21 protein-coding genes and 1 other RNA gene are annotated in these 22,817 nt (G+C 42.7%); 11 read left to right on the top strand and 11 right to left on the bottom strand.

The window, feature by feature from the left end:
• Positions 1-138: 138 nt before the first annotated feature.
• The 6 genes from LZZ98_RS04265 to LZZ98_RS04240 all read right to left on the bottom strand — a co-directional run bounded on the left by LZZ98_RS04265 (position 139) and on the right by LZZ98_RS04240 (position 6,689).
• Positions 139-1,389, bottom strand: a complete 1,251-nt coding sequence (locus tag LZZ98_RS04265) for an FAD-dependent monooxygenase (protein WP_237786781.1) — start codon at positions 1,387-1,389, stop codon at positions 139-141.
• Positions 1,386-2,594 carry a 2-octaprenyl-6-methoxyphenyl hydroxylase gene (ubiH, locus tag LZZ98_RS04260; RefSeq protein WP_237786780.1) on the bottom strand — a complete coding sequence of 403 codons (1,209 nt, stop codon included), beginning with the start codon at positions 2,592-2,594 and terminating at the stop codon, positions 1,386-1,388. The genes LZZ98_RS04265 and ubiH overlap by 4 nt, the downstream gene beginning before the upstream one ends.
• Positions 2,595-3,057: 463 nt before the next feature.
• A complete protein-coding gene (locus LZZ98_RS04255; RefSeq protein ID WP_237786779.1) occupies positions 3,058-3,297 on the bottom strand; it encodes a DUF378 domain-containing protein in 240 nt (79 codons plus the stop codon).
• Between the two features lie 227 nt (positions 3,298-3,524).
• Positions 3,525-4,475: a GGDEF domain-containing protein gene (locus LZZ98_RS04250; protein WP_237786778.1), complete on the bottom strand. Its 951-nt coding sequence runs from the start codon at positions 4,473-4,475 to the stop codon at positions 3,525-3,527.
• A 174-nt stretch (positions 4,476-4,649) separates the two neighbouring features.
• Positions 4,650-5,981, bottom strand: a complete 1,332-nt coding sequence (pepP, locus tag LZZ98_RS04245; protein ID WP_237786819.1) for a Xaa-Pro aminopeptidase — start codon at positions 5,979-5,981, stop codon at positions 4,650-4,652.
• A 75-nt stretch (positions 5,982-6,056) separates the two neighbouring features.
• A complete protein-coding gene (locus LZZ98_RS04240; RefSeq protein ID WP_237786777.1) occupies positions 6,057-6,689 on the bottom strand; it encodes a UPF0149 family protein in 633 nt (210 codons plus the stop codon).
• Positions 6,690-6,753: 64 nt separating this feature from the next.
• Here LZZ98_RS04240 and LZZ98_RS04235 point away from each other — a divergent pair, with 64 nt between their 5' ends.
• The 3 genes from LZZ98_RS04235 (at position 6,754) to ssrS (ending at position 7,875) form a co-directional block, all read left to right on the top strand.
• Positions 6,754-7,305, top strand: coding sequence for a hypothetical protein (locus LZZ98_RS04235; protein ID WP_237786776.1), 552 nt, complete (start codon positions 6,754-6,756; stop codon positions 7,303-7,305).
• Between the two features lie 2 nt (positions 7,306-7,307).
• Positions 7,308-7,592, top strand: a complete 285-nt coding sequence (locus tag LZZ98_RS04230; RefSeq protein ID WP_237786775.1) for a cell division protein ZapA — start codon at positions 7,308-7,310, stop codon at positions 7,590-7,592.
• Between the two features lie 100 nt (positions 7,593-7,692).
• Positions 7,693-7,875: non-coding RNA, 6S RNA (gene ssrS, locus LZZ98_RS04225), on the top strand.
• Positions 7,876-8,041: 166 nt separating this feature from the next.
• On the opposite strand, the gene LZZ98_RS04220 is transcribed toward ssrS, so the two are convergent.
• Positions 8,042-11,137: a heavy metal translocating P-type ATPase gene (locus tag LZZ98_RS04220; protein WP_237786774.1), complete on the bottom strand. Its 3,096-nt coding sequence runs from the start codon at positions 11,135-11,137 to the stop codon at positions 8,042-8,044.
• 82 nt (positions 11,138-11,219) lie between these two features.
• Here LZZ98_RS04220 and LZZ98_RS04215 point away from each other — a divergent pair, with 82 nt between their 5' ends.
• The 3 genes from LZZ98_RS04215 to lon all read left to right on the top strand — a co-directional run bounded on the left by LZZ98_RS04215 (position 11,220) and on the right by lon (position 14,808).
• Positions 11,220-11,600 carry a MerR family transcriptional regulator gene (locus tag LZZ98_RS04215; RefSeq protein ID WP_237786773.1) on the top strand — a complete coding sequence of 127 codons (381 nt, stop codon included), beginning with the start codon at positions 11,220-11,222 and terminating at the stop codon, positions 11,598-11,600.
• Between the two features lie 47 nt (positions 11,601-11,647).
• A complete protein-coding gene (locus LZZ98_RS04210) occupies positions 11,648-12,235 on the top strand; it encodes a 5-formyltetrahydrofolate cyclo-ligase (protein ID WP_237786772.1) in 588 nt (195 codons plus the stop codon).
• 146 nt (positions 12,236-12,381) lie between these two features.
• Positions 12,382-14,808, top strand: a complete 2,427-nt coding sequence (gene lon / locus LZZ98_RS04205) for an endopeptidase La (RefSeq protein WP_237786771.1) — start codon at positions 12,382-12,384, stop codon at positions 14,806-14,808.
• 244 nt (positions 14,809-15,052) lie between these two features.
• Here the strand turns inward: lon and LZZ98_RS04200 are convergent, their stop codons facing one another.
• The gene (locus LZZ98_RS04200; RefSeq protein ID WP_237786770.1) at positions 15,053-16,012 is read right to left on the bottom strand and encodes a M28 family peptidase; all 960 of its coding nucleotides are present in this window, start codon (positions 16,010-16,012) and stop codon (positions 15,053-15,055) included.
• 154 nt (positions 16,013-16,166) lie between these two features.
• Between LZZ98_RS04200 and rlmH the strand changes: the two genes are divergently transcribed.
• From rlmH to LZZ98_RS04185, 3 genes are all read left to right on the top strand, one after another.
• On the top strand, positions 16,167-16,649 hold the full coding sequence (gene rlmH / locus LZZ98_RS04195; RefSeq protein WP_086194926.1) for a 23S rRNA (pseudouridine(1915)-N(3))-methyltransferase RlmH: 483 nt from the start codon (positions 16,167-16,169) through the stop codon (positions 16,647-16,649).
• 202 nt (positions 16,650-16,851) lie between these two features.
• Complete coding sequence (locus LZZ98_RS04190) at positions 16,852-17,628, top strand: dioxygenase family protein (RefSeq protein ID WP_237786769.1); 777 nt, start codon at positions 16,852-16,854, stop codon at positions 17,626-17,628.
• Positions 17,629-17,767: 139 nt separating this feature from the next.
• A complete protein-coding gene (locus LZZ98_RS04185; RefSeq protein ID WP_237786768.1) occupies positions 17,768-18,535 on the top strand; it encodes an META and DUF4377 domain-containing protein in 768 nt (255 codons plus the stop codon).
• A gap of 69 nt (positions 18,536-18,604) precedes the next feature.
• Here LZZ98_RS04185 and gdhA read toward each other — a convergent pair whose 3' ends face one another.
• Positions 18,605-19,948 (bottom strand): NADP-specific glutamate dehydrogenase, encoded by a 1,344-nt coding sequence (gene gdhA / locus LZZ98_RS04180; protein WP_237786767.1) that lies wholly within the window; start codon positions 19,946-19,948, stop codon positions 18,605-18,607.
• Between the two features lie 335 nt (positions 19,949-20,283).
• Here gdhA and LZZ98_RS04175 point away from each other — a divergent pair, with 335 nt between their 5' ends.
• Positions 20,284-21,075: an RnfABCDGE type electron transport complex subunit B gene (locus LZZ98_RS04175; protein WP_237786766.1), complete on the top strand. Its 792-nt coding sequence runs from the start codon at positions 20,284-20,286 to the stop codon at positions 21,073-21,075.
• 4 nt (positions 21,076-21,079) lie between these two features.
• Positions 21,080-21,793, top strand: a complete 714-nt coding sequence (gene nth / locus LZZ98_RS04170) for an endonuclease III (RefSeq protein WP_237786765.1) — start codon at positions 21,080-21,082, stop codon at positions 21,791-21,793.
• Positions 21,794-21,814: 21 nt separating this feature from the next.
• Here the strand turns inward: nth and LZZ98_RS04165 are convergent, their stop codons facing one another.
• Positions 21,815-22,030 carry a hypothetical protein gene (locus LZZ98_RS04165; RefSeq protein WP_237786764.1) on the bottom strand — a complete coding sequence of 72 codons (216 nt, stop codon included), beginning with the start codon at positions 22,028-22,030 and terminating at the stop codon, positions 21,815-21,817.
• A 97-nt stretch (positions 22,031-22,127) separates the two neighbouring features.
• Complete coding sequence (gene adk / locus LZZ98_RS04160) at positions 22,128-22,787, bottom strand: adenylate kinase (protein ID WP_086175228.1); 660 nt, start codon at positions 22,785-22,787, stop codon at positions 22,128-22,130.
• Positions 22,788-22,817: the final 30 nt, after the last annotated feature.

Below are 22,817 nucleotides of genomic sequence, written 5' to 3'. Positions count from 1 at the left end.
TTAAATTGATTGCGAATTAGGAAGAAATTTAACAATCTCTGCACGTTTCGCATAGGGTCAATTTTAAAAAAATCGTATCTTTTTTAATCAAAAAAGTAAACTTGTATAAATATTTGTACAAAAAACAGTTGTTCAACCTCAAACTGCATAACAAGTGTCTTTTAAGGTTTGTAATCCATTGGCTTGTGACATAAAGGCATCTTTTAATGCCGCATGTTGTTCCACCTGTTTTAAGCCGAAATTTCGGGCCCAAACCACCGGGAAAAGCGCTGTGGTTTCCATCCATCCAATCGCAGACATGCTGTGCATCATGGCATCATTTTGACCTTTACGGCGATGCTCATAGCGATGCAAGGTTTGTTCATGTGCCCATACCCCACGTTTTAGATCATGCAGCAGTGCATCACATAAAATGGCGGCATCCAGGCAACCAATATTCACCCCCTGACCGGCAAGCGGATGAATCACATGTGCAGCATCTCCAATCAAGGCTAAACCGGCTTTGACATACTGCTGTGCAGCACGTGCTTTAAGCGGAAACTGCGCTCGTGGCGTTGCTTCTACAACCTCACCCAGCATGTGATGGCTTTCACGCGTGAGCAACGCAGTAAAATCGGCATCATTTAAAGCGGCATATTCTGCTGCATAATCGTCTGGTAATGTCCAGACAATCGATTGCCAATAGCCATCCTGTTCCGGCTTTAAACTGGCCATCGGTAAAAAGGCCAACGGTCCCGTTTCCAGAAAAATCTGTCGGGCCACATGCTGATGAGGCTGAGCTGTACGAATCGCGCAGGTCAGGCCAGCCTGCTTATAATCGAGGATATCCAGATCAATAAAGGCTTGTTCACGGACAAAAGAATTGGCACCATCTGCACCAATCAGCAGCTTGGTTTTCAGCTGGGTTCCATCCGCCAGATGGATATACCAAATGCCTGCTACACCCTGCTCTATAGCTGTCACTTTAACCTGAGTGCGGTAATCTTCAAGCTGCTGCAGCATTTGTTGCTGAATCGCCAGATTGAGGATACTCGGCTCGACCATTGAACCCAATGCCTGTTCAGCCATTGGTGTTGTTATAGATACCTGACCGAAATTGATTTCACCGTAGCCGTTTTTATTCCACACCTGCATGCCACTATAAGGCATCTGACGTGCTAGCTTTTCCCACACCCCGACCGTTTTTAGTAAATGAATAGTCGCCTGACTTAATGCCAATACACGCGGATTGGCAATCGCCTTGGTTTTTTCTGCATCTAGAATGGGAGCCGCATCCAGTACTGTCGCCTGCACGCCGCCTTGAGCAAGCAATAATGCAGTCAGACCACCAACCAGACCGCCACCCACAATCACTACATCACGAACTTTACTATTTTGATTAAGTGTCATGCTTTCAACCCCATGGCATAGTTGGCCACCAGCGGCTTAATCCCTGGAATGGTATCAAAAGCCACCAGTCCGGTATTGCGTATTAATTTCAGGATGGGATTCTGGTTACTAAAACCACGCACCACACTGTCACAGAACTTGATCACCCGTTGTTGATCGGTTAGACGGGATTTTTCATACTCCAGCAGCATGACTGCATCACCCAAGTCGGCTGCTTGTGCCAGTTGTTCAGTTAAATAACGCACCAAGACATAGGCATCACGCATACACAGGTTAAAGCCCTGACCTGCTACAGGGTGAATGGTATGCGCCGCATTGCCCATCAGCACCACACGACCAACTGCCTGCTTTTCTGCTAAAACTTGTGATAAAGGGAAACTAAAACGACGACCCGTTTTCTGGAATTTGCCGGCTCGGTCACCGTAAGTTTCCTGTAAGGCATCTAAGAAGTGCTGGTCGTTTTCTTCGCCTAACCATTCCCCTTCTGTACCTTTTTTCACCGGCCAGACCACCGAACGGCGATATTCACCCGGTAATGGCAATAATGCTAAAGGTCCAAGTGGACTAAAACGTTCAAAGCCAACATGGTTATGCGGTTTTGAGGTTTGCACAGTAGTGACAATCGCCACCTGATCATAATCATGCTCTGAAGCACCAATCCCTAGGGCTTTACGGCAGAATGAGTCACGGCCATCGGCAGCGATCAGCAGTTTTGCTTGTAAAGATAATGTTTCTTCGCCACGTTGTGCTTCAATAAAAGCTTGATCAGAATCTTGTTTCAGTGAGGTGACCTGTACGCCATCAATCAATTCAATTAAAGGCTGTTGACGTACTTCAGTCAGTAGTACACGGCCCAGCCAGGCATTTTCAATCACCTGACCAAAGCTTTCGACTTTTTCCTGTTCTGCTTTTAAACGCGCCTTACCAAAGCTGCCCTGTTCGGTAATATGCACTTCTAAAATAGGGGTGGCATGTTCTTGCAAGGCATTCCATAAGCCCAATTCCTGATAAATCTGTACACTACGTCGTGACAAGGCACTGTTTCGTGCATCAAAACTGGAGTGATAAGGTGCAAGATTGGCATCATCATAATTTGGGTATTTGATGGCTTCGAGCAGCTTCACCCCGATATTAGCCTTTGCCAACATTAAAGCCAGACTGAGTCCGACCATACCGCCGCCAACAATGATGACTTCTTGCTGCATGCTTTCATCCTTTTTTTATCAGGTATTCGAATTCAGGAGATTTAATCGAAATACGTATAAGCTGTAATGGATTTTATATTACATCAAAGATTTTCATTTTTATAATGAATTAGAACTTTGCTTGTTCATGATATGGAAGTGTGGCTAAATTCGGCTATACAGATGTTCATGCATTGCTACCTTTTCGCCATACGGGGAATTTTCACTATTACTCGAATTGTAGGAATAATTTTAAAGTTTCTACCATAGCAAAATATGTTGAAATAATGATTCCTAAGCTCAATATCAATTAAAGCTTCCCACAGAAAAACATATAGTTCTCAACTTATTCTCATAAAAAACGGAGCTTAGGCTCCGTTTTTGTTTAGGACAATTAAGTCATGCAAATAAGCCGATGATATAAATGACGCAACAATCAACTTCATCAAGATTCAAGTTAATCTATACATTCAAACCTTGGCTGTTAACGCACAATATTTGTATGTGTGTCAGTATGATGTACTGTTCTGCCTAATTTCGTGCCTGTATAGATTAAATAGAGTGCAGACAAACCCACCAGGACATAAACAATTCGAGATAGAGTGCTCATTTCACCAAAAATCGCAGCGACCAAATCAAAGTTGAATGCACCAATTAAGCCCCAGTTTAGGCCACCAATAATCGCTAAAGCATAGGCAATCCAGTCAATCGTATTAAGTTTCATAAATTTCTCCAACTGTATATTTAATGATCAAAATTATGAGAACGAAACTGGAGTTAATATGTTGTTTTAATGCTAAAAACCGATTTTCTGTGTTGAGTTAGTGTCATTTTATAGGTTCTAATTTTTAACTTGGTGAGTTTTATTTGAATTATTGGCGATAAACGTAAGTAAAAAAGCCGATCAACTGACCGGCTTTTACTGAGATTTATTGATATCAGCATGAGTACCTAAACGTTCGTGTTTTCTAGCTTCACTTGCCGCTTATGTTCATACATATTTTTATCAGCTTTAATAAATGCCCCAGGTAAATCGGAATCTAATTGTCGAGTTGCATAGCCTATTGCAACGTGAATATTTTCCTCTAAAAACACACTGATCAGACGCTTAAACAAAACTTCCGCATCGAACATCGACATTTCAGGGCATAAAATAGCAAATTCATCACCCCCTAAACGTGAAACCACATCATTGCTTCGAGTGGTTTTCAGCAACAGTTCTGCTGCCTTCTGAATAAGGTGATCGCCCTGTGCATGACCAAATTGGTCATTCACTTGTTTCAAGTCATTTAAATCGATACTAAAAATCGTCGCTGGCAAACCAAAACGCCGACATCGACCTTCTTCTGACTCAACAAGACGATCCCAGGCACGGCGATTAAATAATCCTGTTAGCCCATCAGTTAAAGCTTCAACTTCAAAACGTTCACGTAATCGACGTTGCTGATTTTCACGTAATTCACCTTGCAGGATAGAGCTTAATAAACTGCCGAGTAGCTGCACCAATGGTGCATCTTTTAAAATATCGTTTGGCTTAATTTCAGTATCAATTGCGCACATGGTGCCAAACACAGAGCCATCTTCATTAAATAAAGCCTGACCAATATACGATTTAATCGATAAATTTTGATTAATAGCTGCGTTCGCATACAGTGAAATATCACTCACACATGGAGCGATATTTGGCGTTTTGCCTTGTACCATATGGTAGCAAAATGAATCAGCCCAACGAAAAAAATTTCCCGCTTTAACATTATATTTTTCATTTTCTGCTTGTAACACAATCCAATTCTCACCCTCTACACGAGTGATCATCCACAAGCCAAAACCTAAATTTTCATGAAGATATTCAAGAACTTGTTTTCCTGCTTCCTCAAAGTTGTGAAATTGAATGTTATGCATGAACACAGCCCATAATGTTCGAAATGACAGAAAGTAGGAAATTTAAAAAGCTATAATATAATATTTAGGCTCAAAATAATCTCATGTTCACGTGAAATAGATCTTGGAATTTGTTTTAAATGTAAAACAATAAAAAAGCCGATCTTTCGACCGGCTTTTAACATACACTTTCGCTTAGGCTGCTTTTGCTTGAGCCATCAACACTTCAATATCTTCTACCGTTTTCACCACATCTTTGGTGAGCACCAGTGGACCATTTTCGGTAGCAACCACATCATCTTCAATACGAATGCCAATACCACGCCATTTTGCATCTACAGTTTCATCATCTGGTGCAATGTACAGACCTGGCTCAACAGTCACCACCATGCCGTCTTCGTAAGTACGCCATTCACCATCAATTTTATATGAACCAACATCATGTACGTCCATGCCCAGCCAGTGACCGGTACCATGCATATAGAACTGACGGAAAGTTTCTTTTTCGATAATTTCTTCCAGATCACCCTGCATAAGGCCTAAATCCAGCAAGCCCTGAACCAGAATGCGCACCGCAACATTATGCGGTTCTTTATAGGAATTGCCGACACGTACTACATCAATCGCTGCAAGCTGTGCTTTTAAAACCAGTTCATACAAGGCTTTTTGTTCAGGACTAAACTTGCCATTGACCGGGAAAGTACGGGTGATGTCGGAGGCATATAGCTGATATTCACATGCTGCATCAATCAGCACCAAATCACCATCTCTGAGCTCTTTGTCATTTTCCACATAATGTAGGATACAGCCATTTTTACCCCCGCCAACAATACTGTTGTAGGAAGGTAGGCAGCCATTTTTACCGAACACATAATTCAATTCTGCTTCCAGTGCGTATTCCATCATGCCCGGTTTCACGGTTTGCATGGCACGGGTATGCGCTTCAGTACTGATATTCGACGCAAGTTGCATCAACTTAATTTCTTTTTCGGATTTGTGTAAACGCATTTCATCCAGAATGCGGTCCAGCTGAATCACATGCGCAGGTGCTGAAGTACCTTTGCGTGATTCACCACTGGCCTGAGCAATCCATTTTGCTACACGGGCATCAAAATCGGCCTGCTGGCCAATCCGATAGAACAATTTTTGTTTATCGAGCAGTTTCTCGATAATTTCTTCATCTAACAGATCGATCGCGTAGGCTTCATCCGCCTCGTAATCATCCACTGCACCGTCTACACCGGCACGGTAACCGTTCCAGATTTCCATCTCGCGGTTACGTTCACGGCAGAACAGACTATAGGTATAACCTTCATCAATCGATTCAAAAGTCTCAATCACGGCTACTGCTTCAGGCTCTGCAAAGCCGGTCAGATAGAAAAAGCTGCTGTCTGCACGGAATTTATAATCCGCATCGCGGTTACGCATAGCAACCGGACTGGTGGCAATAATTGCAATACTGTGCGGACCCATTTCTTCTGCCAGGCGGTCACGACGTTCCTGAAAATCTGCTTGAGTCAGTTTCATCATTAAGTGTACTTTTGTCTTTTATGAGTAGGTTATAACTTTTAAAGGGTCTGTTCTTGAATAAAATCGCCCGAATTAGCTCGGACGATGTGGAGTAAACATTTCCACTACACTGCTGGCTTCTGTAGTCGCGCTATTTTTTTGCAACTGCGGCTGAATATTTTGCAACAATGGGGTTTCTGCCACTTCTACCTTTTTACGACCTAAAGACAGGCTGACAGGAATCAAGCGCACAAACTCGTAAAGTTCCTGATAGCTTTCTTCGCCTTCTTCGTCATCATCCGACGCATCAAACTCGACTGCTGCTACATCTTGCAGATGTTCGATCAGTTCCATTTCATCTTGACGGATATGTCCTGAGGCCAAACCAAAACCCAGAACCACACCGGCACACCAGTCTGCCAAGGCTTGTACACGGTCTGCAAGCACATGTTCATCATCAGGAAGTAAAGGAAGATAGTCGAGTTCATCTTCGGATAGCGCGTGTGCCACATCTTCCGCTTCATCGCTTAAGACATTTAAAATATGCTCGTCCAATGCGGGGATTTCCAGCGTGGCTAAAATTTGTTGCCATTCCTCACTTGTCGGTGCCTGAGTAACACAAACAATACCCGTAAGTAGTCCATGTAACTCACTTGGGCTTGAAATCTCTTCAATTTTTGAAAAATTGTGGTGCCATTCCGACCAACCTGAAATATCGTCTTGCATTCGTTTATCCAATCTCTATACTTCGTATATATTACCTTTGTTTGCAATACTGTGCGACTACCATATGTTAGAAGAATTACAGCGTCTACAGGCGCATATTGGCGTTTTAAAAACGCGACTTACGCATTATGAAAGTGAAAATAGTGCACTCACCGCGGCAAAAGAAAATTCTGCCGAGCATCATCATGCCCAAATTGTGCAAAAAAATGGCATTATCACCCAAAAACAAGAAGAAATAGATAATCTGAGCGAGCAATTAAGCGAAACCCAGTCCCAATTCAAGCAATTGAATACAGATGCCGCATCTTTGGCCGACCGTTATAGCCGTTTGGAGAAAAGTTGTACCGATCTTAAAAACCGTTTTCAGGAAATTCTGGCTGAACGTAATGAATTACGTGTCATTAAAGAAAAAATGCAAAATGATCACCGTGTTGCTCAACAGGAAATTCAGGGCTTGCAACAGGAACGTGAAAGATTGTTACAAAAAAATGAACATGCTAAAGCCAAAGTTGAAGCCATTATTCAGCGTCTTGCAATTTTAGGTACTGCTCAAGATCAGCATGCGCAAGAAATTCAACAGCTTGCTCACCCAGCCGATGCAAATGAGGATATTTAATCATGAGTGAACAAATTGCTGTGGAACTGCGTGTACTGGGTCATAATTTCCGCTTGGCAACCACGGAAACCGAGAAAGCCGATCTGGAACATGCTGCTGAATTATTAAATGAAAAATATGATGATTTTCGTCGTAAAGCACCGCGGGTTGAACCCAGCAAGCTGATTATTATGGTGGCACTGGAACTGATGCAGGAAGTGCTGGCCATGAACAAATCCTTGCAGGAATACTCACACTGTGAACGCTTATTGACGACAATTTTAGAAGAAGTGGATGAGTTAGTTTAATTTTCATTTAAATTGACTAAAGTATCGACAGTTGAAAACTAAGTTTACAGTTCCTGAACACTGAAGATTTGCCAATATCTCATTATTGGTTATACTTACTTCATCTCTGAGGTGTTCGCCAGCGAGTCTATATCCCTGCCGATACTTAAATCTACGGATTGTGTTCTGCATATTTAGAGTGTATGCCCATCTTCGAATGGGAAACCCAGCAAGTATGCGTCGCGTCCACCTTGAACTTCTTCGGGTTCAGGGTAACGACATGCAGCGGCATCTTCGGAGTGTTTTTTCTTATTATTCTAAGCGTGATTTATTACAATACTTATTCATCTATTTTAAAAAATTTTCATTTTTAAATTTCATCTCATCCCCCGCTATATTCATCAATATTTTGTGCAAAAAAATACCCAAGATTTTCATCTTGGGTATATCACTTAACTTCTGGCATTCAGTTATTTAGACTTTTGTAGTCGCAAAGCATTAATGACTACTGATAATGAACTGAGCGACATGGCAACCGCCGCAAGCATCGGGGTCAACAACAGCCCGGTCAATGGATAAAAAATACCTGCTGCGACCGGCACACCTAAACCGTTATACACAAAAGAGAATGCCAGATTCTGCTTCATGTTTTTCACCCCTAATTTAGCCATGTGAATGGCATCTGCCACACCGCGAATATCTCCTTTCACCAAAGTTACTTGTGCCGTCTGTTTGGCAATATCGGTACCATTGCCCATTGCCACACCCACATTGGCTTGGGCAAGTGCTGGCGCATCATTAATTCCATCTCCCGCCATGGCCACAACTTTTCCTTGAGCCTGATATTTTTTCACGATGTCTAATTTTTCAGTCGGGGTACAGTTGCCATAAACTTGCTGAATTCCTAGTTCTGCTGCGACCAGTTTTGCATTTTGTTCATGGTCACCTGTGGCCATGACTACTTCTATGCCATCAGCAATCAGCTGGTTTATTACCTGATGGGCATTGTGTTTAATCGCATCGTGAATGGAGATATAAGCCAGAACTTGCTGCTGATTAGCCAGAAAGCTAATCACATTACCGCTCTCACGTTGAGCATCCAGCTTCACTTGAACATGTTCAGGCAGCTGCAAACCCAATTGATCAATCAGCTTTTGACTGCCCACATACAGGGTCTGGTCATCAATTTGACCTTTCACCCCAAAACCGGTGACATCTTCAAAATCAATGACTTTCAACAGTTGCTCATGCGGAATAAGCTTGGTTAAAGTCTGTGCAATCGGATGGGTTGAATACTGTTCAATCGAGGCAATCCATTGTTCCACTTGCGCTTGCTGGGCTGTATCTGAAAGCAGTTTAATCTCTTTCAGGCTCGGTTTACCTTCGGTCAAGGTTCCGGTTTTATCAACAATTAAAGTGGTGACTTTGCTTAAAGCCTCAATCGCTTCAGCATCTTTAAACAGCACGCCTTTTTGCGCTGCCCGCCCTGTGGTGGCCATGACTGACATCGGCGTTGCCAGCCCTAAAGCACATGGACAGGCAATAATGAGTACTGCCACTGCACACATCAGCGCCAGATCAAACTGTGCTTTGCCAAAGAGCATCCAAGCCATAAAGGTCAACACACTAATCGCTAAAACAATCACCACAAAATATTTGGCAAATACATCGGCAAGTTTTTGCAACGGCGCTTTGGAACGCTGTGCTTCCGCCACGGTCTGAATCATTTTCGCCAAGGTGGTATTGGCACCCACTGCCGTGGTTTGAATACGAATACTGCCCTGCTGGTTCACCGTCCCACCAATCACCCGGTCATCAACTTCTTTTTTCACCGGAACAGGTTCACCCGTCATCATGGCTTCATCAACATAGGTTTTGCCTTCCACCACAATGCCATCGAGTGGAATCTGATCACCTGAAGAAATCTGCAAGATATCACCCTGTTTCACCATGCCAATATCCACCTCAACTACCTGATCATGCTGCACCAGCTTTGCAGTATGCGGTTGCAGTTTCAGCAGTGATTTTAAGGCATCAGCAGTTTTGGCACGAGCTTTTAACTCCATGATTTGCCCAAGCAAACTCAAGGACACAATCATACAGGCCGCTTCATAATACACGGCAACCCCATGACCGGTTTTGGCCTGCATCGGAATCAGGGATGGAAAAACCGTTGCCACGACACTGTAAATAAATGCCGCCAGCACCCCGACACCAATCAGGCTCCACATGTTCAGGTTACGGGTTTTATAGGAAATCCAGCAACGCTCTATAAATGGCTTGCCTGCCCAAAGAATGACGGGAATAGAAAGTACCAGTTCAATCCACGGCTGAATATGCTGCGGAATAAAGGCATGAATATGCGAACCCATCGCCAACACAAATACAATTAGAGTTAAAGGTAAAGTCATCCAGAAACGGCGACTGAAATCGACCAGCTCAGGATTGGGTGCATCATTTAAAGTCGGTTGCATCGGCTCCAAAGCCATACCGCAGATTGGACAGGTTCCTGGCCCTTTCTGCACAATTTCAGGGTCCATCGGACAGGTATAATCCATATCCTCCGCGCCTTCCGGTACAGGTCGCTGATCTGCTGGAAGCAAATAAAATTCAGGGTCGCCTTTAAACTTTTCCAGGCAGGACGGATTACAGAAATAGTAAGTTTTCGCCTGATACTCTGTTTTTAAATCGGTTGAAGTATCTACCGACATGCCGCACACAGGATCAATTTCTGAACTCTGTACTGATGCAGGATGAGTTCCGCCACAGCAGCTGGATTTCTTTTCTTCAACTGCGACTTTTGCTGTTGAACCACAACAAGAGGATGCTGTTTGCTTGGTTTGCAGATATTGCTCAGGCTGCTGGTTAAATGTAGTTAAACAGCGTTCTGAACAGAAGTAATAATCTTTTGATTCAAACTGGCTGTGCCATTTTGAATCTGTTTTTACCTGCATGCCACAGACGGGATCAACAGTTGTTTCACTCACCTGCTCTGCGGTTTGCGCTTTATTTCCCGCACAACAGCCTGATGATTGCACTACTGGTTGTTGATTTTGAGAACTACAGCAAGATTTTTTTTCATCTGTTTTTAATTGAGATGCACAACCGCAGCCTGAGGTTTTAGATTTATTTTTTTCTAAATACTGTTCTGGATTGGCCTGAAATTTGTTTAAACAGCCCTGACCGCAAAAATAATAACTTTGTCCCAAATATTCGCTATGCGGCTTGGACAAATCTGTCACGGTCATGCCACAGACGGGATCAATATACTGTTGTGACTCAGCTTTTTGACTGCCACAACATGAGCTTGAGGATGCAACAGTTTTTGCCCGACTGGCACAGCCACAACCGGAAGCTGGCTTGTTTTGCTGTTGAAGATATTGCTCAGGAGAGTCGATAAATTTCTGTTTGCAGCCATTACTACAGAACAGATATTTTTTCCCCTCCAATTCAAAATAATGTTCTGAACTTTCCGAAACATTCATTCCACAGACTGGATCAACTGTTACTAATTCAAGAGCTGAATCCTGTTTTGCACAGCAGGAAGATTTTTGTTGCTCATTCATCCGACTCACCTATTTTATTCTTTCATTGTGTTAGCATAAAGTCTGTACCCAGGTACAGAGTCAAGTCATTTGAGGATATTTTATGCTCACCATCGGAAAACTGGCCAAACAGTGTCATGTCAATGTTGAAACCATTCGTTATTATCAGCGTATCGGTTTAATGCGCGTGCCTGAATCCACGCAGAGTTACCGTTATTACAATGACAAAGATATTGAAACTTTAAGCTTTATTCAAAAAGGTAAAGATGCAGGCTTGCAACTCAGTGAAATACAGGAATTACTGCAACTTCAACTCGAAGATCGTGAACAGGTGAGACATGTCATTGAACAACGCCTGGAAAAAATTGATCAAAGGATTCAGGAATTGCAGGCACTCAAAACCCGTTTAAGCAGTTGGGTAGATGAATGTAAAACCACCAATGAAAGCTGTTGCCCGATTTTGAAAGAGCTGAAAAACAGTTAAACTGCTTTTACGATGAAAATGTATATATTTTGGGGAACCTATAACAGATGTCAGTGGATTTAAAATTTTTACGCAAGCAACTTCGACATCAGCGCAGAGCCGTTTCCAGCTTTCAACACAAACAGTCACAGCAACAGGTACTGAGTCAACTTCTTCGAATCAAGGCTTTTCAGCAAGCCAAAAAGATCGGCATCTATCTGAATGCCTTTGGTGAAATCCATACCCAACACATCATTGAATATTGTTTCAAACTGGGTAAAGAAGTTTATCTTCCCATGATTTGCAGCATGAACCAGCAATTGCACTGGGTGCAAATTAGCCAAAAACAATATAGAAACAATCAATTTTCATATCACCCTTTAGGCATGAAAGAGCCTATGGCGCAGCGTGGCCTGCATGTCTCGGTTCTGGATTTTTTAATCATGCCTTTGCTGGCTTGTGATATTTACGGCACCCGTATTGGCATGGGCGGCGGTTTTTACGACAAAACCCTGGCCAGTGCACCGAATAAACCCTATAGGCTTGGTCTTGCGCATGACTTTCAGCTGATTCAGCAGCGTTTACCTCGTGAAGTCTGGGATCAACCCCTCGATGCCTTACTGACCCCTTCAAAATATCTGCACTTTAAACGTTGAATTGGTATTTTTGACCAATAGGAATACTTCAAAATCACATATTTACTCATTTTTTATACATTTTCATTTGCCCTGCCCTTGTAATTTTTAAAATACACTTCACTATAAAAATATGGCAACGCTGTTGTTACTCATTAGGAGTGCCCATGTCTGAAATTATTATGAATCAAGAAACCTTAACTACACAGGTTCCAAGCGTATTACCGCTTTTAGCGCTACGAGATGTGGTGGTTTATCCACACATGCAAATTGCGTTATTTGTAGGTCGTGAAAAATCGATCAATGCAGTTGACGTGGCCCGTAACAGTGACAATCTGGTATTTGTAGTTGCACAACAAGATTCTCTTACAGAAGAAATTGATCACGACAACTTATATCAATACGGTACTGTCGCGAAGATTATGCAAGTTGTGAATCATGAAAATGATGAAAACTGTATAAAAGTACTCATTGAGGGCTTACACCGTTCGAAACTGGTCAAAATCATCGACAACGATGCATATTTATCAGCCGAACATGCACTTAGCCCAATGACAGTGAATATTGAAGCTGACTCTCAAGAAACACGCGTCCAAGAACTGCGAACTTTATTTGCACAATATGCAGAAGCAAAATTACGTAATGCACGTGAATTGATTACTGCTGCCAATAAAATCGATGATTTATTGCAACTGTTGTTCTTCGTGGCCACTCGTGTGCCATTGAACATCGATGTCAAACAAAAGTTCCTGGAACAGGATGACTTTGAAGCACATTTGACTGAGCTCATGACTTATTTGTTGCAACAATCTGAAGAACAACAGATTGAGCAAACTTTGCATGACTCGGTAAAACGCCAGATGGAGAAGAACCAGCGCGAATACTTCCTGAATGAAAAAATGAAGGTGATTCAGCGCGAGCTTTCCGACATGAACGGCGGTGCTGAAGATGACGTGGCTGAAATTGAGCGTCGTCTTGAAGAAGCCGATTTACCTGAACACGTACGTAAAAAAGCGGAATCTGAATTCCGTAAGTTAAAAGCAATGCAACCTGCTTCAAGTGAAGCTGCCGTGGTGCGCAATTATATCGAGGCGATTTTAGATACACCTTGGAATAAAGCCAGCAAAGTCAGCATTAACCTGAACAAAGCACAAGAAATATTGGATGCTGACCATTATGGTCTAGATGAAGTTAAACAACGTATTGTTGAATACTTGGCTGTTCAATCTCGCGTGAAAAAACTCAAAGGTCCAATTCTTTGTCTGGTTGGTCCTCCAGGGGTAGGTAAAACTTCACTGGGTGAATCGATTGCCAAAGCCACAGGTCGTGAATTTGTGCGTATGGCCTTAGGTGGCGTGCGTGACGAAGCGGAAATCCGTGGTCACCGTCGTACTTATATTGGTGCGATGCCCGGTAAAGTAGTACAGTCTTTGACCAAAGTTGGCGTGAAGAACCCATTGTTCTTGCTCGACGAAATTGACAAGATGGCACAGGATTACCGTGGCGATCCGGCTTCAGCCTTGCTTGAAGTACTCGATCCATCACAAAACAGCAAGTTCAACGATCACTACCTCGATCTTGATCTAGACCTTTCTGAAGTGATGTTCATCTGTACTGCGAACAGCATGAATATTCCTGAAGCTTTGCTTGACCGTATGGAAGTAATTCGTCTGCCGGGTTATACCGAAGAGGAAAAAGTTAATATTGCCGAACGTTATCTGGTTCCTAAAGCCATTAAAGACAACGGTTTACGTAGCAAAGAACTGACTATTCATGAACAAGCGATCCGTGACATCGTGCGTCGTTATACCCGCGAAGCCGGTGTGCGTAGCCTTGAACGCGAAGTGTCAAAAATTGCACGTAAAGTCGTGAAAGAAGCGGTAAGCAAAAAAGCCAAAAACTTGCATATCGATGTGACTGCGGAAAACTTGCCTGATTACTTAGGCGTACATAAGTTCGACTACGGTATGGTGGAAGAAGAAGCACAAGTCGGTCGTGTCAATGGCTTGGCTTGGACTTCAGTCGGTGGCGAATTATTGTCGATTGAAGTTGCAGCCATGAAAGGTAAAGGAAAATTCATTACTACCGGTTCACTCGGTGATGTCATGAAAGAATCCATTACCGCTGCAATGACGGTGGTTCGTACCCGTGCAGATGCCTTAGGTATTGAAGCTTCAAGATTTGAAGAAACCGATATCCATGTGCATTTACCTGAAGGTGCAACACCGAAAGATGGTCCATCTGCAGGCTTGGCACTCACCACTGCCCTGGTTTCTGCCTTCACTGGCATCCCGGTTCGTGCTGATATTGCCATGACAGGTGAAACCAACCTTGGCGGTCGTGCAATGCGTATTGGTGGCTTAAAAGAGAAACTTTTGGCAGCTCATCGCGGTGGCATTAAACTGGTCTTCATCCCTCAAGAAAACGTTCGTGACTTGGTGGAAATTCCAGAAAATGTCAAAGCTGGTCTGGAAATTAAGGCAGTGAAAAGCATCGATGAGATCTTGCCATTTGCCTTGACTGAAACGCCGAAACCTTTGGTGAAGGCACCGATTGTGAAACCGATTGCAGAAGGCAAAGCAGCCCGTCATTAATTGCAATTCGCTACAAAAAAGAGAGCTTCGGCTCTCTTTTTTTATGTGCATAAGTTTTACTATATAAATAGAAAAGGGCTTGAAAAATCTACTTCTCACCCTTATCTAATAGTATAGAGACCCTAAATGCGCTGTTCGTTTCTAATTGATTTGTAGTTAATAAGTTATGTGAATGGTCATCTACATCTCCAGGTAGATGACCTTTTGATCGCAGTCCCAGTTTTCACTTAAGGGGCTGCGTTTTTTATTCATCAGCTTGAAGCAATAAACTATAAACCAGACCATCAATCACGTTGGCCATTTTTCCAATATTGAGTGTCTTCAGCGTATCCGCCGCAGTGTGATAATGCTTGTTACGGAAAAAAGCCGTATCTGTAATCATCATGGCCGGAATACCAAACTTCCAGTAATTCAAATGATCAGAAACCTCCATGGCACTAATAAAAGAAGGAGCTACCAGTCTTTGGCACTCCAAACGATCGAGCCTACGCATCGCTTGACAGTATTTCGCCCCCAGATCATAAGACTGTAAATTACTCACCGCAGCAATAAAATTACCATGCTGTGGATACACCCATTTCAACCCTGCCGGATATTCCTGTACCAGTTTTTCATCAAAGTAACCGATCATCTCTAATATATAAACACCCTGAATCTGCTCCTTTTGCGCCTGTACAGATTTGGCATGCACAAAACTACCCATCTGTTCAGTCTTGAAAAATGGCGGTTCTTGCAAGGTATAAAATACAAATTCGACATTATTTGCGAGCTGCGATTTTTGCTGCGCCAAAATACGCGCCGTTTCAATTACTCCCGCTACACCCGAAGCATTATCATCCGCCCCCTGATGCTCGCCAAACACATCATAATGAGCACCGACAATCACCTTGTCCGCATGACCCGCAGTGAGCGTACATACCACATTACGATAACCCGAACCATTGACCGTATAATTCTGATACTGGCACGGAATACCAAACAGGCGCATCTGTTCTTTAATCCAGGCAGAAACGCGTTGCAGCTCTTGTGAGTTTTTATAATTACGATGTCCCTGCTGACCTATAATTTGCTCCAGATAGACCTTTAAATTATCGCTACTGGCGGGTGCTATGCTCGGTAATGCCCAACTTGAAGTATTGAACAAAAGAGTGCAAAGGAAGGTGCTCAACCATAAGCCTAAATTTTTATCCCTTTTTAATCTCATTTATTATCTTCCTCTTTTCTTATGCATATTCAATCTATTGCTGAAGATTAAAGCAGCATCTGGCACGCCTTTTCAATTGCAATTTGTTGCTCAAAAATAAGTAAAATCAGTTTTAGCGTTTATAATAAAGATGAGTCTTAAATCATCGAATCTTATGAAAATCCGTATTATTACCATCGGTCAAAAAATGCCAGCCTGGGTGCTCACTGGTTTTGAAGATTACTTCAAACGTATCCAGCCTTTTGTGCAGACCCAAATTATAGAATTACCTATGGCAAAACGCGGAAAAAACGATTCTGAAGCCGATATCCTGAAATATCGCCAGATTGAAGGTGAAAGCATTCTGAATGCACTGAAACATAATGAAACCTTAATTGCACTGGAAGTTGGCGGTAAAGAATTCAGTACTGAAAAACTGGCCGAAACCATGAAACAATGGATGCTTGAAGGCAATGATGTGGTTTTGGCCATTGGTGGCCCGGATGGTCACTCAGAAGCGGTGCGTAAAGCCGCTGCATGGCACTGGTCACTCTCCAAGCTGACTCTGCCTCACCCTATGGTTCGGGTCATGCTGATCGAGCAGCTATACCGTGCCATGAGTATCAACAATAATCATCCTTATCATCGGGCGGGTTAAGCAAGCTAATAGCAGGATGTTTTGAGTTTGGCAAAATCGTTTTACAGCTGGTGTATTTCTAAGCCTAAATCATACATTTAATTGAGTCCTGCTCTATTGTTCTATAAACGAAACAATATGTTGATATAAATTGTATTTATTCTATTTCTCTTTATTTGGCATCATATCCTCAATCGATATTATTTGAATTAGGCGCGTCATCATGAATTTACAAACTTTACCCGGTTTATTTATTTCACATGGATCACCCATGCTGGCGCTTAATCCGGAACAGGTCGGTCCTGCTCTGGAGCGATTGAGTTTAAATCTGCCTAAACCTGCAGCCATTATTGTGATGTCTGCGCACTGGGAAAGTAATGCGCTTGAAGTCAGTAGCAGTGTACGCCCTGAAACCTGGCATGACTTTCGTGGTTTCCCGCCTGAGCTGTATGAAATCCGCTATCCGGCACCGGGTCAACCTGAACTTGCAGAACAGGTTCTGCATCTTTTGGCCAATGCCGGCTTTACAGCCCATGCCAATAGCACCCGTCCACGTGATCATGGCGTATGGATGCCATTGCTGCATATGTATCCTAATGCTGATATTCCAGTGGTAGAAATTTCTTTACCCATGAACATGTCTGCCGAAGAGATTTATAAAATCGGTCAAACCCTGGCACCACTTCGAGAAAGACAAGTGTTGATGATCGGTTCGGGAAGTATTACCCATAACCTGCGTGAATTGGCATGGCATGGTGAAGCTGCTACTGTACCTGAATGGGCCTCAACTTTCCGTAACTATGTGGTGAGCAAACTGAACCATGGTGATTATGACGCTGTGCTGGACTGGCAAAATATCCCCTATGTAGAGCGTAATCATCCGACCTTGGAACATTTTGCGCCACTGTTCTTTGCGATGGGGACCGGACATCGTTTCAGTATCGTGCATAGCAGTTTCAGCATGGGCTCGCTGGGTATGGATATTTACCGTTTTGATTGATTCATAACTTTTTATTAATTATTAACAAAATTATAGTTATGGATACATTTTGATACCTAATTCACCAGAATGTATCCATATTTTTTGAATAACAATACGATATCCTCATAAAAATTCTTCAAAACCAAGTACTTTTAACATGAAACTTAAATTTTTAGCGATAGCCCTTTTCCCTCTCATGCTTGCCGCATGTCAGTCTGGCGATATTCAAAAAGCTGGAGATGTTGCCGTGTCAGTGTTACATCAACAAAAAGCCGATCAGACTTTAGCTTCTTATCAATGGAGTACCCGTACCGGTACTGCACCTAAACCATTGGTACTGAATTTTGACGATAAAGGCCGCTTGAGCATTGCTACCAGCTGTAATGGTATGGGCAGCAGCTGGAAAGTGGAACATAACCAGATTGTGACAGGGCCTCTAATGGGAACCCTAATGGCATGTGAACCAAAAGCCATGCAACAAGAAAGTGTCGCTAAAGATTTATTTGACAATCGCAAAGCTCCATTTATTTTAGACTTAAAAGATTCGCAACAGCCGACATTAACGGTGATTTCAGCGACAGGTCATAAATATATTTTTACTGGCAAAATGACAGCTGAGACTAAATATCAAAGCCAAGCTGAAACCATTTTTCTGGAAATCTCACCTGAAACTAAACCATGTAGCGGTGTTGCGCCACAAACCTGTTTACAGGTTCGGGAAGTTAAATACAGTGAAAGCGGTGTAAAAACCCAGGTCGATAAAGACTGGACTTTGTTCTATGACCAGATTGAAGGATTTACCCATAACCCCAACGAGCGACAAATCATTCGTGTCAAACGTTATGAAATCAAGCATCCCGCTGCAGATCAGTCGAAATATGCGTATATCCATGACATGACGATTGAACGCTCAACTATTAAGTAAATAGTTTATTCAAGACATAAAAAACCGGGGCAAATGCCCCGGTTTTTTAAAGCTTAAACCAAGTCAGACTTAGAATACGCCTTGAGCAAGCATAGCATCAGCCACTTTCACGAAGCCTGCAATGTTCGCACCGTCAACATAGTTCACAGTACCATCTTCTTTAGTACCGTATTTCACGCAGTTACGGTGAATTTCTTTCATAATCGCGTGTAAACGTTCATCAACTTCTTCAAACGTCCAGCCTAAACGCAATGCATTTTGAGACATTTCAAGACCAGAAGTCGCTACACCACCTGCATTCGATGCTTTACCTGGCGCATAAAGAATTTTCGCTTCAACGAATTTCTCTACAGCATCCAGTGTAGAAGGCATGTTTGCACCTTCAGCAACACAGATCACGCCATTTGCAAGAAGTTTAGCTGCATCGTCTGCATCTAATTCGTTTTGCGTTGCACATGGAAGCGCGATATCACACTTGATACCCCAAGGACGTTGAGCTTCAAGATATTCAAAACCGTGTTTAGAAGCGAACTCGGAAATACGGCCACGTTGAACGTTTTTAAGTTCCATCACTTCCGCAAGAAGTTCGTCAGTGAAACCATCTTTAACGAATACAGTACCCGCAGAGTCAGAAAGTGAAACCACTTTCGCACCCAGGAACATGGCTTTTTCAGCAGCGTATTGAGCAACATTACCCGAACCAGAAATAGTCACGACTTTATCTTTAAAGCTGTCGCCACGAGTTTTTAGCATTTCTTCAGCGAAATACACAGTACCGTAACCCGTTGCTTCAGGACGAGCCAATGAACCACCGAAAGTCAGGCCTTTACCGGTGAATACGCATGAAGTGTCATTGCTGAGTTTCTTCATCATACCCGCCATGTAACCCACTTCACGGCCACCTACACCGATATCGCCCGCAGGGATGTCAGTATTCGAACCCAGATGACGGTACAACTCGATGATTAATGCCTGGCAGAAACGCATGATTTCGCCTTCAGACTTACCTTTAGGGTCAAAGTCTGAACCGCCTTTACCACCGCCCATAGGCAATGTAGTCAAGGCATTTTTGAAAGTTTGTTCAAAACCTAGGAATTTCAAAATTGAAAGGTTCACTGAAGGGTGGAAACGCATCCCCCCTTTAAATGGCCCAATAGCTGAGTTGTACTGTACACGGAAAGCACGGTTTACGTGAGTTTGGCCTTTGTCATCTACCCATGAAACACGGAACTGAATCGCACGTTCAGGTTCTACAAGACGTTCAAGTAATCCATGATCAGCATATTCAGGATTCTTTTCAATGAATGGCCAAAGGCTAGTCATTACCTCTTCTACAGCTTGTAGAAACTCTGGTTGATGTTGATCACGTGATTTAACGTAGTTTAGGAAGTCGTTAAGGCTGTTGTATTTCAACGCTTAATCCTCAGCAGAAAATGGATCAAAATTGGTCAAAATTTCAATCAATGATATATTTTGGCGCAAAACATTAAATATCACTTGCACCTATTCAGCAATAGTTTTTTGAAAAAAACTTCAATTTTCTATATAGAACATATATTTAATTTAATTATTCAGTCATTTTATTTATAAATTGAATAACTTTTAGCTATATATAAATGTAATATTTTGCCCAATATTAATGCACTTATGGTTCCATTTTTGCGCACAGGAATTCTATGTAAAAACATGCTAGTATTGCTCTCCAGCACATTGTTTTCACGCTGCTTGCCTAGCACTCCCGGTTATACATGAACACTCAAATTACCTTGATTCAAAAAATTGACGCCCTGTTGCCGCAAACACAATGCGGACTTTGCGGCCATCGAGATGGATGCCTGCCTTATGCAAAAGCCATAAGTGAAGGTGAAGAGGCAAATAAATGTGTACCAGGCGGACAACCTGTAGCAAATGCTCTGGCAGAATTACTGGGTCGCTCTCAACTGCCAGCAGAAGAAAGTGTTTGGCCTGTTCAAACTGATGGTCGGCCACAACGCATGAAAGCCATTATTCGTGAAGATGAATGTATTGGTTGTACCAAGTGCATCAACGCCTGCCCGGTCGATGCGATTATTGGTTCAGGTAAGCTCATGCATAGCATTTTGACTGACCTGTGTACCGGTTGTGAACTCTGTATTCCACCCTGCCCGGTCGACTGTATTGACCTTGTGGAAGACAACCACGTCGTGCCTACAGAAGAGGCACGTATTGCTGAACAAAATGACCTGCGCAAGCGCTATTACGCACATATTCAGCGTGAAGAAAAACGGCGTATCAACCGGAAAGGCCCTGTGGTTCGTGCCAATATTGATACGGCTTTATTTGCCCAATTTTCAGCGCAAAGTGACTTGGTTCCAGAGATTCAGGTGGTGGAAAAAACAGCCGATCCTGTGGTAAGCCATGATGCAATAACTACCATTCGACTTGCAAAAATCCGCACCCAAATCAAAAAGTTAGAAAAACAGCTTTCAGTTCGTGAGGATGCAAAAAAGCGTCAACTGCTTGATGAGCTTCAGCAACAACTACAGGCTTTACACGGATAAAACCATGACGACCACAACGGGTAAACCTGTAAAAAAAATGACCAAAAAGCAGATTCAGATTTTTTTTGAACGTCTGCGTGAACAGCGTCCAAATCCCAAAACTGAACTGAATTATTCCAATCCTTTTGAGCTATTGGTGGCCGTTACGCTTTCTGCTCAAGCCACCGATGTCAGTGTCAACAAAGCCACCGACAAGCTGTTTCCAGTGGCCAATACCCCTGAAACTATTTATGCTTTAGGCGTGGAGGGCTTAAAAGAATATATCAAGACCATCGGTTTATATAATGCAAAAGCCGAAAATGTAATTAAAACCTGCAAGCTGCTGATTGAAAAACACAACAGTGTGGTGCCCAACAATCGGGCTGATCTGGAAGCATTACCAGGTGTGGGGCGTAAAACTGCCAATGTGGTGCTCAATACCGCTTTTGGCCATCCGACCATGGCAGTCGATACGCATATTTTCCGTTTAGGTAATCGTACCGGTCTGGCGATAGGTAAAAATGTACTGGAGGTTGAACATCGGCTGGTCAAAGTCATTCCCAAGGAATTTATTGTCGATGCCCATCATTGGCTGATTTTACACGGTCGTTATTGCTGTATTGCCCGCAAGCCCAAATGTTATGAATGTGTGGTCTCAGATGTCTGCAACTGGCCAGACCGTTTCGAATTCGGTGCAGCACGTAGCATTGCGGTAAAAAATATTGAAGCTGAACTTTAAGTTCAGCTTTTTATACGCAGTTTATTTATTTTTTTCTTGTTCAGCTTTTTCTTGGTCGCGTTTTTGTTGATCGCGTTGCGCCTGTATCTTCGGATGCAATTGATGCTGTGGAGCTTTAGCTGCATTTTCTGCACGTTCTTGTTGGCGCACTTTGCCCAGTATTTTAAAGCTCATATAGAACAAAGCGATCAAAACTACCAGAAACAGCAGCATTAAAACCAAAACACCCATTTTCACAGTGGCAGTTCCCGTCAACAAGACAAATAAAAAAGAGCCCTAATATGACTTAGGACTCTTTTAATGTCAAAACATTCACCCTATACAGGCATATGAATTATTTTGCTTGATCTAAAATTGCAAACAAATCAGTTTGAACTTCGTCAATTGGACGAAGGCCATTGAGTTTGTCATAAGTCGGTGCATTTTCACCTGATGCTGCACGGCCTTGGTAGAAACCTACCAATTGTTCAGTTTCAGTGTGATATGAACCCAAACGTTTACGAATGGTTTCTTCTAGGTCATCTGGACGTTGAACCAGGTCTTCACCAGTTTCATCATCTTTACCTTCCACTTTAGGCGGATTGTAAACCACATGATAAACACGGCCAGAAGCTGGATGCTGACGGCGACCAGAAAGACGTTTAACGATTTCTTCGTCTGGAACATCAATTTCAATCACGTGATCAATGTTGATACCTTCATTTTCCAAAGCTTCAGCTTGTGGAATTGTGCGAGGGAAACCATCAAAAATGCAACCGTTTACACAATCAGGTTGAGCAATACGTTCTTTGACCAAGCCGATGATTAACTCGTCAGATACGAGACCACCACTTTCCATCACGCTTTTAGCTTTAAGACCTAATTCAGTACCTTCACGAATTGCAGCACGGAGCATATCACCGGTTGAAATTTGTGGGACATTGTAGCGCTTACAGATCAACTGAGCCTGTGTACCTTTACCTGCTCCAGGTGGTCCGAGTAATATAATGCGCATAAAAAAACATCCTCATTTAACAAATATATG

Source organism: Acinetobacter sp. SM34, assembly GCF_022012365.1.
GTDB lineage: Bacteria > Pseudomonadota > Gammaproteobacteria > Pseudomonadales > Moraxellaceae > Acinetobacter.
This window is presented reverse-complemented; position numbering and strand designations above follow the sequence as displayed.

Bases quoted from the DNA above. Each gene is read 5' to 3' on its own strand.
- LZZ98_RS04265 (WP_237786781.1), bottom strand. From the start codon at position 1,389: ATGACACTTAATCAAAATAGTAAAGTTCGTGATGTAGTGATTGTGGGT.
- pepP (WP_237786819.1), bottom strand. From the start codon at position 5,981: ATGAAACTGACTCAAGCAGATTTTCAGGAACGTCGTGACCGCCTGGCA.
- rlmH (WP_086194926.1), top strand. From the start codon at position 16,167: ATGAAAATCCGTATTATTACCATCGGTCAAAAAATGCCAGCCTGGGTG.
- LZZ98_RS04250 (WP_237786778.1), bottom strand. From the start codon at position 4,475: ATGCATAACATTCAATTTCACAACTTTGAGGAAGCAGGAAAACAAGTT.
- LZZ98_RS04235 (WP_237786776.1), top strand. From the start codon at position 6,754: ATGTTAGAAGAATTACAGCGTCTACAGGCGCATATTGGCGTTTTAAAA.
- LZZ98_RS04240 (WP_237786777.1), bottom strand. From the start codon at position 6,689: ATGCAAGACGATATTTCAGGTTGGTCGGAATGGCACCACAATTTTTCA.
- LZZ98_RS04190 (WP_237786769.1), top strand. From the start codon at position 16,852: ATGAATTTACAAACTTTACCCGGTTTATTTATTTCACATGGATCACCC.
- LZZ98_RS04215 (WP_237786773.1), top strand. From the start codon at position 11,220: ATGCTCACCATCGGAAAACTGGCCAAACAGTGTCATGTCAATGTTGAA.
- LZZ98_RS04230 (WP_237786775.1), top strand. From the start codon at position 7,308: ATGAGTGAACAAATTGCTGTGGAACTGCGTGTACTGGGTCATAATTTC.
- ubiH (WP_237786780.1), bottom strand. From the start codon at position 2,594: ATGCAGCAAGAAGTCATCATTGTTGGCGGCGGTATGGTCGGACTCAGT.
- LZZ98_RS04255 (WP_237786779.1), bottom strand. From the start codon at position 3,297: ATGAAACTTAATACGATTGACTGGATTGCCTATGCTTTAGCGATTATT.
- lon (WP_237786771.1), top strand. From the start codon at position 12,382: ATGTCTGAAATTATTATGAATCAAGAAACCTTAACTACACAGGTTCCA.
- LZZ98_RS04175 (WP_237786766.1), top strand. From the start codon at position 20,284: ATGAACACTCAAATTACCTTGATTCAAAAAATTGACGCCCTGTTGCCG.
- LZZ98_RS04210 (WP_237786772.1), top strand. From the start codon at position 11,648: ATGTCAGTGGATTTAAAATTTTTACGCAAGCAACTTCGACATCAGCGC.
- nth (WP_237786765.1), top strand. From the start codon at position 21,080: ATGACGACCACAACGGGTAAACCTGTAAAAAAAATGACCAAAAAGCAG.
- LZZ98_RS04220 (WP_237786774.1), bottom strand. From the start codon at position 11,137: ATGAATGAGCAACAAAAATCTTCCTGCTGTGCAAAACAGGATTCAGCT.
- LZZ98_RS04185 (WP_237786768.1), top strand. From the start codon at position 17,768: ATGAAACTTAAATTTTTAGCGATAGCCCTTTTCCCTCTCATGCTTGCC.
- LZZ98_RS04200 (WP_237786770.1), bottom strand. From the start codon at position 16,012: ATGAGATTAAAAAGGGATAAAAATTTAGGCTTATGGTTGAGCACCTTC.
- adk (WP_086175228.1), bottom strand. From the start codon at position 22,787: ATGCGCATTATATTACTCGGACCACCTGGAGCAGGTAAAGGTACACAG.